Genomic DNA, 16,674 nt, shown 5'->3' on the forward strand with positions numbered 1-16,674 from the left:
CCCGTGCCGGTTATCAGTCATGTTCATTTTTGTCCTAGTGTCTACTGCTATGAGTGATGTTCTGGAATTGGCTTCCGTCAGCGTTGTCCGAGGCAAAAAGACCCTGCTGGACAAAGTGGACTGGCAGGTCAACGAGGGCGAACGCTGGGTCATCCTGGGACCCAACGGCGCGGGCAAGACCACGCTTTTGCAGATTGCTGCCGCACGGCTTCATCCCAGCAGCGGCAAGGCCGGCATCCTCGACGAAACCCTGGGCCGCGTGGACGTCTTCGAACTCCGCCCCAGGATCGGCCTCTCTTCGGCTGCCCTTGCCACCCAGATCCCCGAGCACGAGAACGTCCTCAACGTCGTTGTCACTGCGGCCTACGGTGTCACGGGCCGCTGGCGCGAAGGGTACGAGCGCGACGACGAACGCCGCGCCTTTAGTCTCTTGAACGACTGGGGGATGGGCCCGCTCCTTAACAGGACCTTCGCCACGCTGTCCGAGGGAGAGCGCAAGCGCGTCCAGATCGCCCGGGCACTCATGACCGACCCCGAACTCCTGCTCCTCGATGAGCCCGCGGCCGGGCTGGACCTTGGCGGTCGCGAGGAACTGGTCCACAAGCTGGGCGAACTTGCCCAGGACGAAGCCTCCCCGGCAATGGTCCTCGTGACACACCACCTTGAGGAAGTGCCGCCGGGCTTCACCCATGCCATGTTGTTGCGCGAAGGCGAAGTTGTGGCCGCGGGGCCCATCAACGACGTCCTGACCAATGAACACCTCAGCAGCACCTTCGGCCTTGAGCTGGACGTCACCGAAAACGCCGGCCGCTACACGGCCACTGCCCGCCGCTAGGCCGGAAACGCACATTCACTATGGAAATTCTTAGCAGCATCCTGGTCTTTTTTGCTGGCCTCTGGGCGGGCACCATCAACGCCGTCGTTGGATCCGGCACCCTGGTCACCTTCCCGGTACTTATTGCACTCGGTGTGGTTCCCGTGGTTGCCTCCATGAGCAATGCCATGGGCCTCGTCGCAGGCACCGCAGCCGGTGCCTGGGGCTACCGGCGCGAACTGAAGGGCCGGGGCAGGCAACTGATGAAGTTGATGCCGGCCTCCCTCCTCGGTGGCATTACCGGCGCCTGGCTCCTCCTTCATTTACCGGAGAAAGTCTTTGGCTATGTCGCACCGGTGCTGCTGGTGGCGGCCTTGCTGATGGTGCTGTTCCAGCCGAAGCTGCAGGGTTGGATAAAAAACCGCGAGCAGAACCCGGAGCACGCCCTCAAGGACAAGAGCCACGGCATCCTCCTGGTGGTCCTGATCTACCTCGCCGGCGTTTACGGCGGCTACTTCGTGGCAGCCCAGGGAATCCTCCTGGTGGGCATCCTTGGCGTGTTCATGTCCGGCACCATGCAAAACGCCAATGCCATGAAGAACATCCTGACGCTCACGGTCAACATGGTGGCGGCCATCTCTTACCTGATCTTCGCCTTCGACCGGATCGACTGGTTGGTGGTCCTCCTCATTGCCGTGAGCTCCACCATTGGCGGCCTGGTAGGCTCGAAGGTGGGCCGCAAACTCTCCCCGAAAGTCCTCCGCAGCGTCATTTTCACCCTTGGCATCGTGGCCCTCGGTTTCATGATCGCCAATCTCCTTAAGTAAGACCGCTGTGACCTTCCATTACCTCGAATCCGCCAGTGACCCCCGTGTTTCCGACTACACCACGCTGACGGATGTCCACTTGCGCAAGCTGCGTGAGCCGGAAGAGGGAATGTACATCGCAGAGTCGTCCCGTGTGCTTCGCCGTGCACTGGCCGCCGGGCACCAACCACGGTCCTTCTTCCTCGCGGAGAAGTGGCTTGAGGATCTGACGGACGTCTTTGAGGCCTACCCCGACGTTCCGGTCTTCATTGGCAAAGCCGCCCTGCTCGAAGAGATCACCGGCTTCCACCTGCACCGCGGCGCCATGGCCGCCATGCACCGGCCGGCCCCGGTACCACTGCCGGAACTGCTGGCCAACGCCCAACGCGTGGCAGTGCTTGAGGACATCGTTGACCACACCAACGTCGGCGCCATCTTCCGTTCCGCGGCGGCCCTCGGCGTGGATGCAGTCCTTGTTTCGCCGCGCTGCGGTGACCCGCTGTACCGGCGCAGCGTCCGTGTCAGCATGGGGACCGTTTTCCAGGTCCCGTGGGCACGGTTGGAAAGCTGGCCCGGGGACCTGGCACTGCTGCAGGAGCAAGGCTTCACTGTCGCGGCGATGGAACTCACGGATGACGCCCTGGACCTTGACGAACTGGCCGCCCGGGAGATCCCCAAGCTTGCGCTGGTGCTCGGCACCGAAGGCGCGGGCATGAGCGCCGGGACGCTTGCCGCCGTCGACCTTGCGGTGAAGATCCCCATGCGCGCCGGCGTCGACTCCCTCAACGTCGCCGCTGCTTCGGCCGTGGCGTTCTGGGAGCTCCGGCCACACGGCTGAGGCGGGTTTGCCACCTGGTTCGTGCAGGCGGCAACCATCAGGTAGGATTGTTTGTTGGTCCGGACGTTGAAATGAGTTATGGCATCTACGGACCACCTCCATTCATACCTGGCAGCTGGCAAAATCCAGCTGCGCGAACAAAGGTCCAATTATGAAGTCTGATATCCACCCGAAGTACGAAGCTGTTGTCTTCAACGACCTGGCTTCCGGCGTCAAGTTCCTGACCAAGTCCACCGTGTCTTCTTCGAAGACCATCGAGTGGGAAGACGGCAACACTTACCCGGTCATCGACGTCGAAATCTCCTCGGAGTCCCACCCGTTCTACACGGGCAAGCAGCGCATCATGGACTCCGCTGGCCGCGTCGAGCGCTTCAACGCTCGCTTCAAGGGCTTCGGCGGCAAGAAGTAACCCACTTCACCCCAAGTCTTCTCGAAGGCCCGCATCACCGGTTTCCGGCGATGCGGGCCTTTGCGTTTTCCGGCAAGATGGAAACCATGACTTCCCTCCCCGCACAGGAAACGCACGACGACGGCACGCACCTTCACGGGGAATACAAAGTTCCCGGCGGGAAGCTGGTGGTGGTCGATCTGGACGTCGTCGAAGGCCGGTTCGCGAATGTCTCTGTGAGCGGAGACTTCTTCCTTGAACCCGACGAAGCACTCCTGGACATCAACACGGCCCTCACCGGGCTCCCCGCCGAGTCCCCTGCGGGGGAGATCGCGTCCGCCGTCAAGGCAAGGCTTCCCGAAAGTGCGGTGTTGTTTGGCTTCTCGGCCGAGGCCGTTGCGGTCACCGTCCGAAGGGCCTTGTCCAAGGCCACGGGATGGGCGGACCACCAATGGGACGTCATCCCTCCGTCAGTCCTCCCGACGCCCGTCAACGTGGCCCTCGATGAAGTCCTGACCGAGGAGGTGGGGGCCGGACTCCGGAATCCCACCCTGCGTTTTTGGGACTGGGCGGAACCCTCCGTGGTGATCGGGAGCTTCCAGTCCGTCCGCAACGAGGTGGATCCGGAGGGTGTGGCGAGGCACGGGGTGACAGTGGTCCGCCGCATCAGCGGGGGAGGGGCCATGTTCATGGAGGCGGGCAACTGCATTACCTACTCCCTCTACCTGCCGCAGACCCTGGTTGACGGGATCAGCTTCGCCGACTCCTACGCGTTCCTTGACTCCTGGGTCATGGCCGCCCTGGAGAAGCTGGGCATCAGTGCTTTCTACGTGCCACTCAATGACATCGCCACGGACCAAGGCAAGATTGGTGGCGCGGCCCAGAAGCGGCTGGCGAACGGCGGCATGCTGCACCACGTGACCATGAGCTACGACATCGATGCGGACAAGATGGTGGAGGTCCTGCGGATCGGCAAGGAGAAGCTCTCCGACAAGGGAACCCGCAGTGCGAAGAAGCGGGTGGACCCCTTGAGGAGGCAGACAGGCCTTGCCCGGGCGGCGATTATCGACGCCATGCAGGAGGTCTTCACTGAGCGCTACGGCGCTGTCGTGTCGCGCCTGACGGATGACGAGTTGGCCGAGGCCAGGAAACGGGTGGACACCAAGTTCGGCACCGCCGAATGGCTCAACCGCGTTCCCTGACCCCGGCTGCCTCTACTACAGGGTGGCTGTCAGCCTGCTGCCTGCGCCGTCAGGGCGCGCAGCAAGTGGCTCCGCTGCTCGATGATGATCCGACGCAGGGCGCGGGGTGCGTCTGCGTGCTCACGCAACCATTGGTCGGTTCGGACCACTACGGGATGCGCGGCGGGAGCGGTTCCCTCGGGGAGGTCCTGGGAAGCGGGGAACAGTCCCCGGACAATCCGGCCGGCAATCTCGATGGAACGCTCCGACCACACCGTCTCAAGTGCTTCAAAGTACGGTTCGACATAGGGGTGGAGCAACGCGGCAGGCGCCACCATGAAGCCGTTGATGGTGGCGGACAGGATCTCGTTGGACAGTTCCGAGCCAAGGACGGCGGCTTTCCAGGCGGAAGCCTTGACAGCGGCGTCCGGCCGGGCCGCCATGGCCAGCGCGTGCCCCTCATGGCCCGAAGCCGTTCGATCACCGGCCAGCTCAGCATCCAGCTGCTCCTGGGAAGCCTGCCCATGCGCCGCCAGCGCCTGCCAGAGGCTCCAGCGAAGCTCCGCATCCACCGTGAGGCCATCGATCACCACGTTGCCCTCCAGCAGGCCCTTCACCAGCGGAAGTTCCCGGTCCGCATGCCGTGACACATCCGCCAGGGTGCGCGCCCAAGCCAGTTGCTGGTCCGAGCCCGGCAGCGCGGCGCGAAGTTGGCGTGCTGCCACGGAAAGAAACCCGGACCTGACCTTGTCCCGCTGGGGAGCCGGAACGTACCGCCCGGCGGCAAAGGAGGCGTTGGCCAGCACGTTGAGGAGCACGCCGATGCCGGTCTCCGCAGGAGCGAACTGTTCCACGGCCGACACGTACTGTGCCGACGGCGTCACGCCGTCCCGTGCAGCGTCCCACAGGGCGGTCCAGCACAAGGCCCGTGCCATGGGGTCCTGGATCCGGTGCAGGGACGTACGGACGGTCTGTTCTGAAACGCTGTCCAGCCTGACCTTGGCATAGCTGAGGTCGTCATCATTGACCAGGAGCAGTGCCGGGCGGGGTTTTCCGGACAGCCCGCCCACCAGCGTCCGCGGGCCGGACACATCCACCTCAATGCTTTCCACGCGGACCAACGCGCCGTTTTGGTCCGGGTTGTACAGCCCGATCCGCATCCGGTGGGGACGCAACTCCTGGTCACCGGTCAGCGGGTCCACCGCATCCTGCGTCAGCGTAACGGCCCCAAGGATCCCGTTGTCCTCGACGATCTCGGCGCCGACCGTGGAGATACCGGATGTCTGAAGCCATTGACGGGCCCACACGGCAAGGTCCCGTCCGGACGCGTCGCTGAGGGCGCGCAAGAGGTCCTGGAGGGAGGTGTTGCCATATTCGTGATCGCGGAAGTACTGCCTGGAACCGGCAATGAAAGCGTCGAACCCAACGTAGGCAACCAGTTGCTTGAGCACCGATGCGCCCTTGGCATAGGTAATGCCGTCGAAATTCTGTTTGGCCGCCTCAAGGTCGGGGATGTCGGCAACGATGGGGTGCGTGGTGGGCAGTTGGTCCTGGACATAGGCCCAGGCCTTGCGCTTGCTGGCGAAGTTCACCCAGGCGGTGTCCCAGTCCGTGGCCCGGTCCACGCCCAGGGTGCCCATGTAGTCGGCGAAGGATTCCTTCAACCACAAATCGTCCCACCAGGTCATGGTCACGAGGTCGCCAAACCACATGTGGGCCATCTCGTGCATGAGGGTATTGGCGCGTGCCTGGTATTGGGCGTCCGTTGCCCGTGACGCGTAGACGTACTTTTCGGTGAACGTCACCAGCCCGGGGTTCTCCATGGCTCCAAGGTTGTACTCGGGCACGAAGGCTTGGTCATACTTCCCCCACGGGTAGGGGTAATCGAAGAGTTCATTGAAGAACGCGAGGCCGTTCTTGGTGAGTTTGAAGAGCTCACCGGCATCGAAGGACCCAGCCAAAGACGCGCGGCAGTAAAGGGCCAATGGAACATCAAGGCGGGTTCCGCCGTCGAGCGTTGCTCCCCAGTGGTCCGTCGCCTTGAAGTAAGGGCCAGCCAAAACGGTGGTGATGTAGGTTGACATCCGCGCCGTTGTGGCGAAGTCCCATAGGGCCGCGTACGGATCGTCGCGCAGTGGCGTCCGCGCCACCTCAACTCCGTTTGAGGCAACTTCCCATCCGGTGGGCGCGATCACGTGGAAGGTGAATTCGGCCTTCAGGTCCGGCTGTTCGAAGTTGGCGAAGACGCGCCTGCTGTCCGCCGGTTCGTACTGCGTGTAGAGGTAGCACTTGCCGTCCGCCGGATCCACGAAGCGGTGCATGCCCTCGCCGGAACGGCTGTAGAGGGCCGTCGCGGAGACCGTAACCACGTTCTCTGCTCCCAGGCTTTCAAGGATGATCCGGTCCTGGTCTACTGCCACGGCGACGTCCAATTCTTGGCCGTTGAGGACGACGGAGTCCACGGTGCCGCCAATGAAATCAAGGAAAGTGGCCGAGCCGGGCTCGGCGGAAAAGGCGATGGTGCTGATGCTCGGGTATCCGTTCATTGCGGGATCTTCCGCGTTGCGGACATCGAGGGTGACGTCGTAGGAATGGGTGGTGATCAGGGCTGAGCGGGTAGCGGCTTCTTCGCGCGACAAATTGTGATTCGACACACAGCCATCTAATCATGCGGCACCTGGCGGCCTGGCGCGGGAGGCCCGGGAAACCGCGACACAATCAACGCGAAATGCGCTGGACCCAAAAAGGTGATTGTCTATTTCCCATGTCTGACCTCTTCCAGGATTACTCAGAGGCCGCCGCGCGCAGCGGCGCCTATGACGAAATGTTTGCCAACGGCCATGTCACCAGAAAATCCTACGGTCAGGTTGCCGGCGCCCTGCAGGAGCTCTCCTTGGCGGATGTCACCGCCCGGGCCGACTCCATGGCCCGCAGCTTCCTCGACCGTGGCGTCACCTTTGACTACGCGGGCGAGGAGCGGCCGTTCCCGCTGGACATTGTTCCCAGGGTCATCCCGGCTGACGAATGGGATGTGCTGGAGCGCGGGGTCGCGCAGCGGGTCAAGGCCCTCGAGGCCTTCCTCAACGACGTCTACGGGCGCATGGCGGTGGTGGCGGACGGCGTCATACCGCGCCAGCTGGTGACCACCAGTGCGCACTTCCACCGCGCCGTGCATGGCTTCGAACCGTCCGGCGGTGTCCGCGTCCATGTTTCGGGCATCGATGTTGTCCGTGATGCGGCGGGCACGTTCCGCGTCCTTGAGGACAACGTGCGCGTCCCGTCGGGCGTCAGTTACGTCCTGGAAAACCGCCAGGCGATGGCCAAGGGCCTTCCCGAGGCGTTCGGCCAGCAGCACATCCGTCCCGTGGAGGAGTACCCCCGCAGGCTTCTCTCAGCACTTCGCAAGACGGCTCCGGCGGGCGTGGACGATCCCACAGTCGTTGTCCTGACCCCCGGCGTCTTCAACAGCGCCTACTTCGAGCACACGCTCCTGGCGGGCCTCATGGGCGTGGAACTGGTGGAAGGCCGCGACCTCATCTGCCGCGGCAACCGCGTCTATATGCGGACCACCGCCGGTGAGCAGCGCGTGGACGTCATCTACAAACGGATCGACGACGACTTCCTTGACCCGCTGCAGTTCCGTTCCGACTCCATGCTCGGCTGCCCCGGACTGGTCAATGCAGCGCGGGCCGGCGGCGTGACCATCGCCAATGCCGTGGGCAACGGCGTCGCAGACGACAAGCTCGTGTACAGTTACGTCCCTGACCTGATCCGCTACTACCTTCACGAAGAGCCGGTCATCGCCAACGTCGACACTTTCCGGCTTGAGGAAAAGGAAGCCAGGGAACATGTTTTGGACCGGCTTGAAGAGTTGGTGGTCAAGCCCGTCGACGGCTCCGGTGGCAAGGGCCTGGTCATTGGCCCCGACGCTTCGAAGGAAGAACTGGATGCCTTGCGCAAGCGCGTGATCGCCGATCCCCGCGGCTGGATCGCCCAGCCCGTCCTGCAGTTGTCAACTGTTCCTACGTTGTCCGGAGACAAGTTCGGCCCCCGGCATGTGGACTTGCGTCCGTTCGCAGTGAACGACGGCGACGACGTCTGGGTCCTGCCCGGCGGACTCACCCGTGTGGCGCTCAAGGAGGGGTCGCTGATTGTGAACTCCAGCCAAGGCGGCGGTTCCAAGGACACCTGGGTACTGGCCAACTCGCCGCAGATGCCGTCGGAATTCATTCCACGGCAAACGGTGACCGTTCGCGAACAGGTTTCCGTGTGGCCCGTGGAAAGCAACTGGCGGGACCGGCAGACGGAACAACAACAGTGAGCGCCGTTCCGCTCCTTCCATCCCTTGAACTTCGACAAGCACCACGCGAAGGAGGCACAGCCGCATGCTGAGCCGTATTGCCGAGTCACTCTTCTGGATTGGCCGCTACGTTGAGCGCGCCGATGGCACCGCCCGCATCCTCGACGTCCACTTGGAACGCCTTAACCACTTGCCCCTCGAGGAACAGCGCACTGTAGCCCGGGACCTGTTGGCGGTCATGGGAGCCAAGCCCCAAAACGAGGACTTCGGCCTTCCCGAACTGCTGAACGCCCTGGCGTACGACAAGCAAAGTGCGTCCTCGATTGCCGGTTCCCTGGGGGCTGCGCGCGAAAACGCCCGCCGTGCCCGCGAGACAGTCTCCCAATCCCTGTGGGAAAGCCTCAACACCACCTACTACGGCCTTAACCAGCACCGCAAGGACGTGGTGGGCACCTACCGGTTCTGCAACTGGGTCCTGGAACGGACCGCCATGGTCCGCGGCCTCGCCGACACGACGGTGAGCCACGACGAGAGCTGGCTGTTCATGGTGCTTGGCCGCTCCCTGGAACGGGCGGACATGACCGCACGCATGCTCTCCACCCGCGACGTCCAGTCGGCCGGCATGTCCTGGGTGAACATGCTGCGGTGCGCCGGTGCGTACGAGTCGTTCATCCGGACCCGCAGGGCTGCTTTCGGCGACCAGCACGCTGCAGAGTTCCTGCTCCTGGACCGGCTCTTCCCCCGGTCCATCGTCTACGCGCTGCGCGATGCCGACGAGTCCTTGGCCAAACTGGATCCCTCGGCCCAACGCGTCGGCTTCATCAACGACGCCCGCAGGATCGTGGGCCAAGCCCGCACCTTCCTTGAATTCCATCGGACCGATGACCTGATGTCCGAGCTTCCCGAACACATGGAACGTGTGCAGAAGGCCGTGACGCAGGCCTCGGATGCGATTTCCCGTAAGTACTTCAATCAGGCTGATGAACACGCCTGGGTGGGAGAAGTTTCATGACCCGGTTGAGCATCGTCCACAAGACTGCCTACAAATACAACCGCCGTGTGACCCTCAGCTACAACGAGGCCCGGATGACGCCGTTGACGGACGGCCAGCAAGTGGTCCTCGAGTCCTCGTTGAAGGTGAGCCCCAGCCAGGCCTCGGTGAGTACCTACCGCGACTATTGGGGTACCCGCGTTACCGCCTTCGACATGCAGATGCCGCACGAGAACCTTGAGGTCCTGGCGACTGCCACTGTGGAGGTCCACCGCACTGAACGGGTGGCGAACGACGACGATATTGTTGGCTGGGACGTTATCCGTTCCGCGAAGATCCAGGACGAATTCAGCGACTGGTTGCCGCAGTCACGGCTTAGCGGTCCGGGGGAAGAAGTCCTCAGCCTGGTTCCCGGCGTTGTCGAGGGCAAGAACCCGCATGAGGCGGCACTTGCGGTCTTCTCCTGGATGGCCGGTGAGATGACGTACATGAAGGGCACCACGGGAGTCACCACCAACGCCGAGCAGGCCTGGACCCAGCGTCAGGGTGTTTGCCAGGACCTCGCACACCTGGCCATCGGCTCGCTGCGCAGTTGCGGCATCCCGGCCCGGTACGTCTCCGGCTACATCCACCCGAGGTCCTCGGCGGACATCGGCGAAACCGTGGCGGGCCAGTCCCACGCATGGCTGGAGTGGTGGGATGGCGAATGGCGCAGCTGGGACCCCACCAACCACAAGCCGGCGGGGGACTACCACGTGACAGTTGCCAAGGGGCGCGACTACCGGGATGTGCCGCCGCTGAAGGGAATCCTTTCGGGCGGCGGCGGCTCCGGTTTGTCGGTGTCGGTGGAGATTACCCGCCTGGCGTAGTGCTTACGTAGTCCTTACCAGGGCGAGGGCTTGTAGTCCTTGAGGAAGACGCCGTACTGGTCCTCGCCCTGCTCGCCCATCACGATCGGATCGTAAACCCGGGCGGCGCCGTCCACCAGGTCCAAGGGAGCATGGAAGCCTTCCTCCATGAGCCGGATCTTGGTGTAGTGCGGCCGCTCGTCGGTGATCCATCCGGTATCGACGGCGGTCATCAGGATACCGTCGGCGTCCAGCATTTCCTGGGCACTGGTCCGCGTCATCATGTTCAAGGCGGCCTTGGCCATGTTGGTGTGCGGATGGCCCGGCCCCTTGTAGGCGCGGGAGAACTGCCCCTCCATGGCGGACACATTCACGATGTACTTCCGCCGTGCCGTAGAGCGCTTCATGGCGCCGCGAAGGCGGCTGACCAGCAGGAACGGTGCCGTGACGTTGCAGAGCTGCACCTCGAGCATCTCGAGTGGATCCACCTCATCCACCACCTGCGTCCAGCTGTTGATCGTGGCGAGGTCCGGGACCAGGCCGCCGGCATCGATCGCGGTTCCTGATTCGATCCGTTCCAGGGACGCGGAGCCCGTGGACAGCGCCAACGAGGTGATGGCGTCGCCGGCGAGGACCGGGTGCTCGGTCACGCTGCTCGCCAGGGCCAGCGGGTGCTTGTCGTGGGCATGGCCGAACGTGACCAGCTCAGGCCCACCGTTGGCAGTTTCGAGGGCGGCGGGCAAGGGCTCGTCCTCCGCGTCCACCAACGGCTTGTACGCGTTGCCTGATCGACGCACCGTCTGTGCCGCGTTGTTGATGATGATGTCCAGGGGGCCGGCTTCGTTCAGCGAGTCGGTCAGGGCCATGACCTGCGCCGGGTCGCGGAGGTCGATTCCCACGATCTTGAGCCGGTGCAGCCAGTCTGCACTGTCCTCCATGGCTGCGAAGCGGCGGGCAGCATCCTTGGGGAAACGCGTTGTGATGGTGGTGTGGGCGCCGTCCCGGAGCAGTCGAAGGGCAATATACATGCCGATCTTGGCCCGCCCGCCGGTCAGCAGCGCCCGGCGCCCGGTGAGGTCCGTGCGGGCATCCCGCTTGCTGTGGCTGAACGCTGCGCACTCCGGGCACAACTGGTGGTAGAAGGCATCCACCTGCGTGTAGTGCTGTTTGCAGATATAGCAGGGCCGCGACCGGATGAGGTGACCGGCCACCTCGCCTGTTGTCGAAGGGGCCAGCTTGTTGCCCCGGGTCTCGTCGTCGATCCGGTCCGGGGCCGCAGTCGCGGTAAGGGCGATCACCGCGCGGTCAGCTTCGGCGATCAGGTCCCGCTTGGTCACCCTCCGGTGGCGCTTGACTGCCTTGAACATCTTGCCCGTGGCCCGGCGGACGGCAATGTAGTCCGGATGCTCTTCGTCGTAGGCATGGATGGTGGTTAAAACCTTGAGGCAGGCCTGGATCTCCTCAGGCGTCAGGTCGGTGGAACTCATTGACCTGATTTTACAGCCTTGGGACCCCGGGACCTGCCTCGGGTTTGGTGGTGCGGACTTCGTTAGTGCGCGGCGCCTTGGGAAGCGGCGTCCACCACCCGCGCCTGGATTCCGGCGGCTACCTTCTCGGCGGAGTCGCGCATGGCGGGGTCGTCCTGGGTTGCTGCCTTGAGGGCTTCAGGAAGGCTGCGGCGGTACTCGGCGGAGAGTGCCAGTTCCTCTTCACCGGGTTCAGGGACCACTTGGCCCTTGGCCAGCACGGTGATGCCGGATTCGGTGACCTTGTACCCCCGGGCCTTGTCCAGGGCCGCATCCACGCCAATGGCAGCACCGGCAGGCACCTTCACATTCTTGTCCAGGATGGCCCGTTTGATCACGGCTCCCTCGCCAACGCGGACCTTGTCCATGAGTACGGAATCCTCGACCCGGCTGCCGGATTCGACGAAGACATCGTTGGACAGGACCGAACCCTCAACAATGCCACCGGAAATCACCACGCCGCTTGCAACGATCGAATCCAGTGCAGTACCCACCGTGCTGTTTTCGCCGCGGACGAACTTGGCCGGCGGTGAAATGCTCTGCCGCGTGTAGATCGGCCATTCGGAGTTGTAGAGGTTGAAGACCGGGACGGGGGAGATCAGGTCCATGTGTGCGTCGTAGAAGGAATCGATGGTTCCGACGTCGCGCCAGTACGTGCGGTCGCGCTCCGTAGCGCCCGGGATGTCGTTGAGCGTGAAGTCATAGACCCCTGCCTCACCCTTGTCCACGAAATACGGGATGATGTCGCCGCCCATGTCGTGCTTGGTGTCCAGCCGCTCGGCGTCCACGTGCAGTGCCTCCACCAGGGCGTCGGCGTTGAAGACGTAGTTGCCCATGGAAGCAAGGAACTGGCTGGGGTCGGCTGCGAGCCCAGGCGTGCTGGCCGGCTTCTCGACGAAGGCGGCGATCTTCTGGGGATCGTTCTGGTCCACCTCGATCACGCCGAACTGGTTGGCCATGTTCAGGGGCTGGCGCACGGCTGCAACAGTGGCCTTTGCGCCACTGGCGATGTGCTGCTCAACCATTTGCGAGAAGTCCATGCGATAGACGTGGTCAGCGCCGACAACAACCACGATGTCCGGGGCGTCGTCGTGGATCAGGTTCAAGGATTGGTAAATGGCGTTGGCGCTGCCCAGGAACCAGCTTTTGCCCACCCGCTGCTGCGCCGGAACGGAAGCGACGTAGCGCCCCAGCTGCGTGGACATGCGCCAGGTCTCGGAGATATGCCGGTCCAGGCTGTGCGATTTGTATTGGGTCAACACAACAATTCGCAAATATCCCGAATTGACCAGATTCGATAGTGCAAAGTCAATAAGCCGGTAACCGCCGGCAAACGGTACAGCTGGCTTGGCACGGTCTGCTGTCAGCGGCATCAGGCGGTTGCCCTCTCCGCCGGCCAGCACGATTGCCAAAACTTTCTTCAACGCCATGGTCACAGCTCCCCGTACGTCTTCGTAGCCCCCAAAAGTCCGATTTTCCGGACTCTTTCACACTAGAACACATACGGCTGAACGACTACGTTGGTTAGCGTGCGAATAGACATTGTGACTAAAGAATTCCCTCCGGAAATTTATGGCGGTGCCGGTGTCCACGTTGCCGAGCTCAGCCGGGTGCTGGCGAAGCACGTTGACCTCCATGTGCGGGCCTTCGGCGCGGCGCGCGAAGCCGACTACCACGGCGCAACGGTTGACTCCTACGCGACACCCGGGGACCTGGACGGAGCCAACGCTGCCGTGCAGACCCTCGGCGTCGATCTGAGGATCGTTCCGGACGTTGCGGGAGCGGACCTCGTCCACTCGCACACCTGGTACGCGAACATGGCAGGCCACTTGGCGTCGCTGCTGCACGGTATTCCCCACGTGCTCAGTGCCCACAGCCTTGAACCGCTGCGGCCATGGAAAGCCGAGCAACTTGGTGGCGGATACGCGCTCTCGTCGTGGGTGGAAAAGACCGCCTACGAGGCCGCCGCCGCGATCATCGCAGTATCGGAGGGGATGCGCCAGGATATCCTCCGCAGCTATCCCAATGTAGATCCCGCCAAGGTTCGCGTGGTCCACAACGGGATCGACGTGTCCCTGTGGGAACGTGACGAGGAAGAAGACGCAGTCCGTGCACTCGGCATCGATCCCGCCAAACCCAGCGTGGTGTTCGTGGGCCGTAATACGCGCCAGAAGGGTGTTCCCTACCTGCTGCGCGCTGCCTCGAGCCTTCCTGAAAACGTGCAGCTGGTCCTTTGCCTTGGCGCGGCTGACACCCCCGAACTTGCCGCGGAAACGGCCAAGCTCATCGAAGAACTTCAGAGCCAGCGTGAGGGCGTCATCCTCATTGAACGGATGCTGCCGCGGCGCGAGCTGATCCAGGTCCTGAGCCACGCCACCGTGTTCGCCTGCCCGTCCATCTACGAGCCCCTCGGCATCGTCAACCTCGAAGCCATGGCCTGCGGGGCGGCGGTGGTGGCCAGTGCCACCGGAGGCATCCCGGAGGTGGTGGACCACGGGAACACCGGGCTGCTGGTGGAGTTGGAACAGGTCACCGACGGGACGGGTACGCCGCTTGACCCGGAGAAGTTCGTCCGTGACTTCGCCGCTGCCCTCAACGAGGTGGTGACCGACCCGGACCGTGCACGCGCCATGGGTGTGGCAGGACGCCGCAGGGCCGAGGAACATTTCTCGTGGGAATCCATCACGGAGACCACCCTTGAGGTCTACCGCTCGGTGCTCGCCTAAGCGTCGCTGAAGCAGCCGAAACCACGACGGCGCCGCCCCCAGGTGGGGACGGCGCCGTCGTGGTTTCCAAGCTTCCGCAAGTGTTCACCAAGTGGCCAGCCCGGACTGCCAGGCCCCGAAAACTACTGCTGCCGGCCCGCTTTCAGGGCCAGAAGCGACTTTTCGTCCGCAGGGGCGCTGCCGCTGGCCCGCTGGTGCCGGAAATAGGTGCGGGCCTCATCCTGGCGCGTGGCCTCGGCGCCCGTGGCTACCGAGGCCCGCAAGTGCTCCGGACCGTAACTGAAGGCATCCACAAGGTCCAGGGCATGTGGGCGGATCTTCACCAGCAGCCGGTTGATGTAGGTGCCTACCGTGCGGCCACGCTGCATGGAGAGCCGGCCGTTCATGAGGTACCAGGAGAGGTGCTTCTCAATCAGGGAGAGCCCAAAGAGATCGCGCAGCCAGGTCAGAACCTGCTTGGTTCCGGCATCGGATACTGATTCCAGGGCTTCGGTGAAAGCCTCCCACTGCAGCAGTTCCGCGTGGGCCTGGGCAGCTTCGATGAGTTCATGCTGGTGCTGGTTGAACAGCGCTGCCGCTTGGTGCTGGGGAAGCTTGTTGGCGCCCTTCAACGCGGCCCCGATCTCCGCAACCATTGACTGGACCCTGTCCGTCAGCAGGGTGCGCTGGCCTGCCTCGTCCCGCAGTGCCAGCGCGGCTTTCTGGACAGATCCGGAATCGGCCACGAATTGCGCCACTTGGCGCAGGCCGGTCCGGTGGAACGCCACATCAGCCGCCTGGTCCACCACGTAGCGGGCCAGCACTCCGAAGTCGGCACTGCGGAATTCCTTGGCGTAATCGGCCAGCAGCCGCTTGGCCACCAACTGCAGGAGGACCGTGTTGTCGCCTTCGAAGGTCACGTACACATCGAGGTCGGCCCGCAGCGAGGCGAATCGGTTCTCGATGAGGAAGCCCGCACCACCACAGGCTTCACGGCACTCCTGCAAGGTGTCCAGGGCGTGCCAGGTGCTGAGCGGCTTCAAAGCCGCGGCCAGGGTTTCCAGATCCTGGCGGTCGGCGTCGGTGTCGTGGGCGCCGGAGAAAACGTCGTCGAACTTGGTGAGCAACTGTTCGTGCGCAAAGCTTGCCGCGTAGGTAGTGGCCAACCGCGTGAACAGGCGGCGCTGATGGCGCTGGTAATCCAGCAGCACTTCCTCGTCCGTGGGCGATGACGCGTTGAACTGGCGGCGTTCTGCCGCGTAGTGGATGGCGGCCTTCAGTGCCACCTTGCTGGCCGCCACTGCGGCGCCGTCAAGGGAAACCCGCCCCTGGACCAAGGTGCCCAGCATGGTGAAGAACCGGCGGCCGGGGCTTTCGATGGTGGAGCTGTAAGTGCCGTCGACGGCGACGTCGCCATACCGGTTCAGCAGATTGGTCCGCGGAACCCTGACGTTGGTGAAGTGCAGGCGTCCGTTGTCGATGCCGTTAAGCCCACCCTTGATGCCATCGTCCTCGCCCCCGATGCCCGGAAGGAACTCTTTGGTGTCCGGATCGCGCAACTCAACGTAGAACGCGTGGACACCGTGGTTGACGTTGCGTGTGACGAGCTGGGCGAAGACCACCGCAGCCAGGCCGTCGTTGGCAGCGTTGCCGATGTAATCCTTCCAAGCCGCCCGGAACGGGGTGTTGATGACGAATTCCTGGCTGGCGGCGTCATAGGTGGCTGTGGTGGCGATGCTTGCAACATCGGAACCGTGACCGGTTTCCGTCATGGCAAAGCACCCGGGGGTGTCCAGGCTCATGATTCCTGGAAGCCATTTGTCGTGATGTTCCTCGGTGCCCAGGTGCATCACTGCGGAGCCGAAGAGCCCCCACTGTACGCCGGCCTTGATCTGAAGCGACGGGTCCGCGGTGACCAGTTCCTCGAAGCCGGCAATATTTCCGCCGTGATCGTCCGATCCGCCCAGGCGGACGGGAAAGGCCCGGTGGACGGCGTTGTTGTCCACGAGGTACTTCAGTTGCTCGAAGACGCGGTGGCGGTGGTCTGTATGCGTGAGGCCCTCGATCTTTTGCACCTCAGGGCGGCCGGCGAGTTCGCGTGCCTGGCGCCGGACGCCCGCCCATGTGCCGAGGAGCTGCTCGCCCAATGCTGCCACGTCCACGGCGGGCCCGGCTTCGACGCCGGTTGCAGGGTTGCCCGCGGTCGCCTGCCGGGTTGATGATTCGCGATCCACTACGTCGGTCATGCTTCTTCTTTCTCTGGTTCCGGACAACTGC

13 protein-coding genes are annotated in these 16,674 nt (G+C 63.7%); 9 read left to right on the forward strand and 4 right to left on the reverse strand.

Annotated features, from left to right (window positions below; all coding sequences use genetic code 11):
• The first annotated feature begins 49 nt into the window (after window positions 1-49).
• The 5 genes from ACH488_RS01695 to ACH488_RS01715 all read left to right on the forward strand — a co-directional run bounded on the left by ACH488_RS01695 (window position 50) and on the right by ACH488_RS01715 (window position 4,048).
• Window positions 50-835, forward strand: coding sequence for an ABC transporter ATP-binding protein (locus ACH488_RS01695; RefSeq protein WP_397321811.1), 786 nt, complete (start codon window positions 50-52; stop codon window positions 833-835).
• 20 nt (window positions 836-855) lie between these two features.
• Window positions 856-1,641 carry a sulfite exporter TauE/SafE family protein gene (locus tag ACH488_RS01700; protein ID WP_397321812.1) on the forward strand — a complete coding sequence of 262 codons (786 nt, stop codon included), beginning with the start codon at window positions 856-858 and terminating at the stop codon, window positions 1,639-1,641.
• Between the two features lie 7 nt (window positions 1,642-1,648).
• Entirely contained in the window at window positions 1,649-2,458 is an 810-nt protein-coding gene (locus ACH488_RS01705; RefSeq protein ID WP_397321813.1) for a TrmH family RNA methyltransferase, read from the forward strand.
• 151 nt (window positions 2,459-2,609) lie between these two features.
• Entirely contained in the window at window positions 2,610-2,867 is a 258-nt protein-coding gene (locus ACH488_RS01710) for a type B 50S ribosomal protein L31 (RefSeq protein ID WP_009358283.1), read from the forward strand.
• A gap of 86 nt (window positions 2,868-2,953) precedes the next feature.
• Window positions 2,954-4,048 (forward strand): biotin/lipoate A/B protein ligase family protein, encoded by a 1,095-nt coding sequence (locus tag ACH488_RS01715; RefSeq protein WP_397321814.1) that lies wholly within the window; start codon window positions 2,954-2,956, stop codon window positions 4,046-4,048.
• Window positions 4,049-4,077: 29 nt separating this feature from the next.
• Here the strand turns inward: ACH488_RS01715 and pepN are convergent, their stop codons facing one another.
• Complete coding sequence (gene pepN, locus ACH488_RS01720) at window positions 4,078-6,681, reverse strand: aminopeptidase N (RefSeq protein WP_397321815.1); 2,604 nt, start codon at window positions 6,679-6,681, stop codon at window positions 4,078-4,080.
• A gap of 110 nt (window positions 6,682-6,791) precedes the next feature.
• Here pepN and ACH488_RS01725 point away from each other — a divergent pair, with 110 nt between their 5' ends.
• From ACH488_RS01725 to ACH488_RS01735, 3 genes are all read left to right on the forward strand, one after another.
• Window positions 6,792-8,348: a circularly permuted type 2 ATP-grasp protein gene (locus ACH488_RS01725; RefSeq protein WP_397321816.1), complete on the forward strand. Its 1,557-nt coding sequence runs from the start codon at window positions 6,792-6,794 to the stop codon at window positions 8,346-8,348.
• 64 nt (window positions 8,349-8,412) lie between these two features.
• Window positions 8,413-9,339 carry an alpha-E domain-containing protein gene (locus tag ACH488_RS01730; protein ID WP_397321817.1) on the forward strand — a complete coding sequence of 309 codons (927 nt, stop codon included), beginning with the start codon at window positions 8,413-8,415 and terminating at the stop codon, window positions 9,337-9,339.
• A complete protein-coding gene (locus ACH488_RS01735) occupies window positions 9,336-10,187 on the forward strand; it encodes a transglutaminase N-terminal domain-containing protein (protein WP_397321818.1) in 852 nt (283 codons plus the stop codon). Before ACH488_RS01730 ends, ACH488_RS01735 begins: the two co-directional genes overlap by 4 nt.
• Before the next feature lie 14 nt (window positions 10,188-10,201).
• Here ACH488_RS01735 and ACH488_RS01740 read toward each other — a convergent pair whose 3' ends face one another.
• Window positions 10,202-11,653: an SDR family NAD(P)-dependent oxidoreductase gene (locus tag ACH488_RS01740; RefSeq protein ID WP_397321819.1), complete on the reverse strand. Its 1,452-nt coding sequence runs from the start codon at window positions 11,651-11,653 to the stop codon at window positions 10,202-10,204.
• Between the two features lie 62 nt (window positions 11,654-11,715).
• Window positions 11,716-13,128, reverse strand: a complete 1,413-nt coding sequence (glgC, locus tag ACH488_RS01745; RefSeq protein ID WP_397321820.1) for a glucose-1-phosphate adenylyltransferase — start codon at window positions 13,126-13,128, stop codon at window positions 11,716-11,718.
• A gap of 93 nt (window positions 13,129-13,221) precedes the next feature.
• On the opposite strand from glgC, the gene glgA reads away from it, so the two are divergent.
• Window positions 13,222-14,418 (forward strand): glycogen synthase, encoded by a 1,197-nt coding sequence (glgA, locus tag ACH488_RS01750; RefSeq protein WP_397321821.1) that lies wholly within the window; start codon window positions 13,222-13,224, stop codon window positions 14,416-14,418.
• 122 nt (window positions 14,419-14,540) lie between these two features.
• On the opposite strand, the gene ACH488_RS01755 is transcribed toward glgA, so the two are convergent.
• On the reverse strand, window positions 14,541-16,643 hold the full coding sequence (locus ACH488_RS01755; RefSeq protein ID WP_397321822.1) for an acyl-CoA dehydrogenase: 2,103 nt from the start codon (window positions 16,641-16,643) through the stop codon (window positions 14,541-14,543).
• Window positions 16,644-16,674: the final 31 nt, after the last annotated feature.

Origin of the sequence: Paenarthrobacter sp. NPDC018779 (genome assembly GCF_044391085.1) — a bacterium.
GTDB lineage: Bacteria > Actinomycetota > Actinomycetes > Actinomycetales > Micrococcaceae > Arthrobacter.